The organism is Desulfonatronospira sp., assembly GCA_003563255.1.
Lineage (GTDB): Bacteria > Desulfobacterota > Desulfovibrionia > Desulfovibrionales > Desulfonatronovibrionaceae > Desulfonatronospira.
Window position 1 is genome coordinate 1 of record PWSL01000517.1, and the last position, 5,761, is coordinate 5,761.

The window sequence follows — 5,761 nt, forward strand, 5'->3', positions numbered from 1 at the left end:
CTGTCTAAATTGGGGACAGGCACCCCCGCACTTATTTTTCTGAAGGATGATTGACAGGTTTTAAAAATAAGTGCGGGGAGAGCCAGTCCCCGGAGGTGAATAAATAAGTTTCGCTGTAGTGCTACAGCGAAACTTATAAAACTTTTCAACCTGTCAAAACTGGGGACAGGCACTTTTGCCGGTTGCTAATTTGCAAATGCTTCAAAAATTAGGCGGAGTGCCTGTCCCCTGCTTTCCTAAACAGATACTCAACAAATAAATTTCGCTGTAGTGTTACTCAACAGTCAAAATTTATCATATGGCACGGGGACTGGCTCTTCCGGGACCCACTTGTCCCAAAAAATGAGATATTTTAAGCACAAAATGATGCTCAAGTGGGTCCCGGAGTGCCTGTCCCCTGCTTTCCTAAACAGATACTCAACAAATAAATTTCGCTGTAGTGTTACTCAACAGTCAAAACTTATGACTTACCTTGAATCCGTAAAAACAGGACATAAGTCGAAAAAATAAACTTCACAGCTTCAGGACTTACTCTTAAAACCCTGCCTGTGTGAAAACTAATCCGAAAGGATTTTCTGCATAGGTTGTAGGGCTGGATAGTTCTTGCCGGATCAAAAATCTCTTTCCAGACCCCAGTCCGGGGCCTTGGCATTGCCCTGGCCGGTGGGTATCTCCCTGGGGGCATCCCCGTTGCGGGTGGTGAGATACAGCCTGTAATCCCCGCTGCGGTTGGAGGAAAAGGCAATAAAATATCCATCCGGGGCAAAGGCCGGATCCTCGTCATCGCCCGGGCCGAAGGAAATCTGCTTTTCCCGGCCCGTTTCCAGGTCTGCCACAAAGATGCGCTGCCCGTCACCGGTCTGCCTGGAAAATGCCACGAAGTCACCTTCAGGGCTGATGCTGGGGTTGGTGTTGTACCGGCCCTCGTAGGATACCCGCTGTACCTGTCCCTTTTCAAAGTCATACACAAAAACATGTGGATTGCCCAGTCTGCCTGAGGCAAATGCCATTATTGTGCCGCTGGAGTCAAAACTGGGTGACACATCAATGGCCCAGTGCTCCATGATGGTCTCATCCACCCCGTAATCCTGGTTCAACCAGTAAATATCAGGCCGCCCCATGGGATCCAGGCTCAAAGCCAGCCTGCCGCTCGGGGAGTACGCCGGGGAGATAACTGTGTTGCCTGGCATGTTGAACACCTGGGCATCATCTGTTTCCAGATCCCATACCCCCAGATGGTGACGATTGTCCCGCAGCAGAGTGAAGGCGATTTTTGTGCCGTCCGGCGACCATGCAGGACTGAGCGCAATACCCCTCATTTCAGTCAACTGCCGAAGTTCCTCCCCTTGCGGGGTCACTGACCAGATATCTTTGCTGTCATTCTGCTTGCGCTCAAAGGCCAGCCTGGAGCGAAAAAAATCCCCGTTGCCGATGAGGTTGTCCATCAGTTCAGCACAGAAACGTCTTAGCATCAGGGGAATCTGGTCCATGTTCTGCAGGTCATAAGCCCGGCCCAGAATCATCCTCTGATCAAAGACATCGAATGCTCTCAGTTCTACAGAACCAGGGCCATGAGCATGCGGCTCCAGACCGATGGTCAACAAGAGGTCCACCCGGGAAAGGTTGAACTTTCTGAAATCTATGTCCCGGCCACGCACCCCCTGCACCTCTGGTCCGCCAAGGATATGGCCGGGCTCAACCTGCATCAGAAAAGGCAGCAGATCAAGGTTGGCCTGCAGTCTTTCATGGATGGTCCTGCCAAGCTCCGGGTCATGTAGAACCCCGGGTTCCAGGGCCTTGGGAGGGGCGATGAAGAGGTTTACCCTTTCTTCACCGGGACCGAATATATCTATGTGCAGGGAATCCTGGGCCCCCGCCCTCACAGGCATCAGACTGACAACCAGGACTAATGCCGATAATAACAGGTAATAACGCATATAGAAAATTTAATCCCATATCCTTTAGTGTCTATTCAGCTCTTTGCTTGTGACATGTCTGCCTGCGAGTAACAGTTTAGCCCATTTTAAGGAAAGCAGGGGACAGGCACCCCTGGTTACCATTACAGCATATCCTGGAGATTGAAATCTATCACCAGAGTTCTGATATCACCGGGCGGCTCGGGCAGTCTGGCAGTATCCTCAATGGCCCTCAGGGCAGAACTGTCGAACTCTTCCCGACTGGAACCCTCAACCACCCTATAATCAAGGATTTGCCCCCTGGAGTCAAGCACTACCTGCACCCTGACTCTGAGGTCTTCTTCCCGCCCGATTCTGGGGAACCTCCAGTTTCTCTTGATATGCTCCGCAGCTATTGCCTGGTATACTTCCAGAACCCCGCTCTGCTCCCGGGCAGGACGATCCCTTCTTCTCTGTTCCGCCTCTTGCTGCAATTCTGCCAGGGCCTGTTGTCTTATTTCCTCAGGGGTCGGCCCGGGGTCAGGTTCAGCCTCGGGTTCAGCCTCAGGCTCGGGTTCAGGATCCGGCTCAGGTTCAGGATCCGGTTCGGGGTCAGGATCCGGCTCCGGCTCGGGCTCAGGTTCAGGATCCGGCTCAGGTTCGGGATCCGGTTCAGGTTCGGGATCCGGTTCGGGAACAGGATCGGGTTCAGGGTCTGGGTCCGGCTCTTGCGCAGGCTCAGCCGCAGGCTCAGATTCAGGAGCCTGCCTGGCGAAATGCGATAGTTCCACCTCGTATATATGCCTGGTCAGTTCATCTGGAAAATCCTGTGGTCGCTTGCTGAAGGTGATCAGAGTTACCAGGACAAGAACCACATGCATCAGCAAAGAAACCAGAAAAGATACTATCTGCATGCAATCAGTCCATGTCCAGTTCGGCCAGCACCCCCAGACGTTCCACCCCGGCTTCCCTGATTGCAGACATGATCCGGATCACCCGGCCGTAATGCACATCCTGATCAGCCCTCAGGTAAACCGGCCTGTCCCTGTCGTCTATCATTCTCTGCAGGTGCCCGGCCAGTTCATTCAGCTCAACCTCGTATTCATCCAGGTAAATGACTCCCTCTTTGTCAACATGTACCACAAGGGTATCTTCATCATGCGGCAATGTCTCCACCATGGTAGTACGGGGCAGTTCCACTTCCAGCCCCTGGCTGAGCATGGGAGCAGTGATCATGAATATGATCAGAAGCACCAGCATCACATCCACTATTGGAGTAACATTGGTCTGGGTGATATAGCCTTTGCCCAGGGGATCAAAGTCCATGACTTACTTCTCTCTCTTTTCCATCCAGGGCAGCTCTCTCTGGGCCCTGTTCAGAAATGCCCCTGCAAAGTAGATGAGATCAGCCTGGATATTGTTGAGGCGTTCCCACAAAATATTATAGAATATGGTTGCCGGGATGGCCACTACCAGCCCGAAGGCCGTGGTAATGAGGGCCTCGGATATTCCCGGGGCTACCGTGGCCAGGGAAGCACTCCGTTGCACACCTATGGCATGAAAGGCGTTCATGATGCCCCATACAGTGCCCAAAAGCCCGATAAGCAGGGAAGAATTGGCGCAGATAGCCAGAAAAGGCAGAGAAGAAGCCAGCTTTTTCAGTTGTGAGCTTACCCCCTGCCTCAACACCCTGCGGACGTTATCCTCGGAGATGCGAAACTTGACGCTGGAGGAAAGCGGGCTCTGCTCAAGTTTCTGTATTTCCTTAAGGGCTGAAAACCCGATGCGGTACAGGGGGGAATCAACATGCTGGCGCACCTTTTTCATGGCCTCGGCCAGGTCCGATGCCCTGTCGAAAATCTGAAGTTGACTTTCAACCGCATCCTTGAAACGCCTGTAAGATACGAATTTGAAAATTATAATGGTCCAGCTGGATACGGACATGACCAGCAGGACCAGCATGATAAGCTGTATAAGCAGTGAAGCCTGGGCCAGCATGCTCCAGAGTCCCTGCTCCGGCAAAAATATATCCATTTACAACCTCTAACGCGGACTGTGCCCGCAAATAATACAGCCCGACTTCAGAGCTTCGTATCTGTTTAGCGATTTGCATGTCGCATAGGGTGGAGCGCTTCTAATATTCCGGGCAGGGCTGTTTCAGCCGGTTCATCCAGCCGGATATCCGAAATGCCCTCGAAAGCAGTCCGCCCCAGGTTGATTTCAATGATAATGCCTCCCCGGTCCTTGACCCAGCGCGGCAGCGTCCCGGCAGGAGCCACGTCACCTGAAGTGCCGGCGACCAGGATCAGGTCCGCTTGCATCACCAGGCGCTGAGTCTGTTGCAGTGCCTTTTCCGGAATCTGTTCCCCGAAAAAAACCACCCCGGGCCTGACCACCCCATAACATCGGCTGCACAGCCAGGGAATATCATCAGGGGTCATGGCCAGCGCCTGTTGCTGATTATACTCTTTTTTACACTTGTGACAATAAAAAGTATCAGCACCTCCGTGAAATTCAATTACATTGCGGGAACCGGCCCTCTGGTGCAGATTGTCGATGTTCTGGGTTATTACAGCTTTCAGAAAACCCATACCTTCCATCCGCGCCAGACTTTCATGCGCTGGATTGGGATCTGCACTGGAAATCATCCGGATGGCTTCCAGTAAAAACTTCCAGACTTCAAGGGGGTTGTTATTCAGGGCCCAGTCAGAGGCCACCTCCTGGGGATCGTATCTGGACCACAGCCCCCCCGGACTTCTAAAATCTGGAATCCCGCTGGCTACAGATACGCCCGCCCCTGTAAAAGCCAGGGCGTTTCGAGACCGGCTGATGGCTCTGGCAGCCTCCTGGTAAAGATTATCGGTAACCATTCAGGGATCCTCGGTGATGATCGCCGGCACCCGGCTTGGGGACTGTCCCAATTTTGGGATAAGAGCACTTCTATATCCTGCATTGCGGGCAGAGCCCGCTTTGGGTTTAAGTGCCTTCATCTTTGCAAGTCACTTGCAATGCCGGTTTTTCTGAGACGGGTCATGATATCCATGGAATTATGCTCCGCAAGATCGTATTCCTGCAGGTCCATGCCGGCACCCAAAGCGATTTTTCGGCGCATGTCTCTGCTTATCAGGTCTTCCGGGGCGTGGGCGTCGTTGTTTATGACCAGCTTTGCCCCATAAGTCCTGGCCAGACTGAGGACATGGCCGTTTGTGAGGCTATGCCCTTTCCTGGTGGTGATTTCCAGATAAACACCTTTTTCCGCTGCCAGCCGGGCATCTTCAGGGGTGATGAGACCAGGGTGCGCCAGAACGTCGGCCCCTGCCTGGATAGCAGCATGGTTGGTCCCGGAAGCCACCGGCTCTACGATGGTTTCCCCGTGTACCAGTACGATATCGGCCCCCAGTTCCCGGGCCCTTTGCACCATTGTCTCTACCAGAGGCGGCGGCACATGCGTAAGCTCCACCCCGCGCAGAAGCTCAATGTCGTAGTAAAGGGGGTATAACTTTACAACCCGGGCCTGACTCCCCAGGATGAGCTGAAGATTGGAATCATCCACGTGGTCAGTAAAAGCCAGCCCCCTGTAGCCGGCCACCCTGGCCCGTCTTGCAAGCTCCGCCGGGATAAGCCCCCCATCACTGTAAACAGTGTGTGTATGAAGATCAATCATATTAATTCCATACAGAAAACAAGTTCGGAACTGTCCCCGGTCTGTTTCTCAGTATCTGTTTAGCGTTTTTAAGGAAAGCAGGGGACAGGCACTCCGGGACCCACTTGAGCATCATTTTGTGTTTAAAATATCTCATTTTTTGGGACAAGTGGGTCCCGGAAGAGCCAGTCCCCATGCCACATGCAAAGCGCTAAACAGATAC

Annotated in this window: 6 protein-coding genes; all 6 read right to left on the reverse strand. The window is 52.9% G+C overall.

Translation table 11 applies throughout. From position 1 onward, the window contains the following. Positions 1-611: 611 nt before the first annotated feature. The gene (locus tag QZP87_RS15020; protein WP_291323740.1) at positions 612-1,937 is read right to left on the reverse strand and encodes a hypothetical protein; all 1,326 of its coding nucleotides are present in this window, start codon (positions 1,935-1,937) and stop codon (positions 612-614) included. A gap of 122 nt (positions 1,938-2,059) precedes the next feature. After that, positions 2,060-2,809, reverse strand: a complete 750-nt coding sequence (locus tag QZP87_RS15025; protein ID WP_291323741.1) for an energy transducer TonB — start codon at positions 2,807-2,809, stop codon at positions 2,060-2,062. A 4-nt stretch (positions 2,810-2,813) separates the two neighbouring features. Next, positions 2,814-3,221, reverse strand: coding sequence for an ExbD/TolR family protein (locus QZP87_RS15030; RefSeq protein ID WP_291323742.1), 408 nt, complete (start codon positions 3,219-3,221; stop codon positions 2,814-2,816). 3 nt (positions 3,222-3,224) lie between these two features. Then, complete coding sequence (locus tag QZP87_RS15035; RefSeq protein ID WP_291323743.1) at positions 3,225-3,929, reverse strand: MotA/TolQ/ExbB proton channel family protein; 705 nt, start codon at positions 3,927-3,929, stop codon at positions 3,225-3,227. Positions 3,930-3,994: 65 nt separating this feature from the next. Further along, a complete protein-coding gene (locus QZP87_RS15040) occupies positions 3,995-4,765 on the reverse strand; it encodes an NAD-dependent deacylase (protein WP_291323744.1) in 771 nt (256 codons plus the stop codon). A 116-nt stretch (positions 4,766-4,881) separates the two neighbouring features. Continuing rightward, entirely contained in the window at positions 4,882-5,559 is a 678-nt protein-coding gene (locus tag QZP87_RS15045) for a histidinol phosphate phosphatase domain-containing protein (protein WP_291323745.1), read from the reverse strand. Between the last annotated feature and the right edge of the window lie 202 nt (positions 5,560-5,761).

What these genes read in the sequence shown, in the direction of transcription:
- QZP87_RS15020 (WP_291323740.1), bottom strand. Translation starts at nt 1,937, where the DNA reads ATGCGTTATTACCTGTTATTATCGGCATTAGTCCTGGTTGTCAGTCTG.
- QZP87_RS15025 (WP_291323741.1), bottom strand. Translation starts at nt 2,809, where the DNA reads ATGCAGATAGTATCTTTTCTGGTTTCTTTGCTGATGCATGTGGTTCTT.
- QZP87_RS15030 (WP_291323742.1), bottom strand. Translation starts at nt 3,221, where the DNA reads ATGGACTTTGATCCCCTGGGCAAAGGCTATATCACCCAGACCAATGTT.
- QZP87_RS15035 (WP_291323743.1), bottom strand. Translation starts at nt 3,929, where the DNA reads ATGGATATATTTTTGCCGGAGCAGGGACTCTGGAGCATGCTGGCCCAG.
- QZP87_RS15040 (WP_291323744.1), bottom strand. Translation starts at nt 4,765, where the DNA reads ATGGTTACCGATAATCTTTACCAGGAGGCTGCCAGAGCCATCAGCCGG.
- QZP87_RS15045 (WP_291323745.1), bottom strand. Translation starts at nt 5,559, where the DNA reads ATGATTGATCTTCATACACACACTGTTTACAGTGATGGGGGGCTTATC.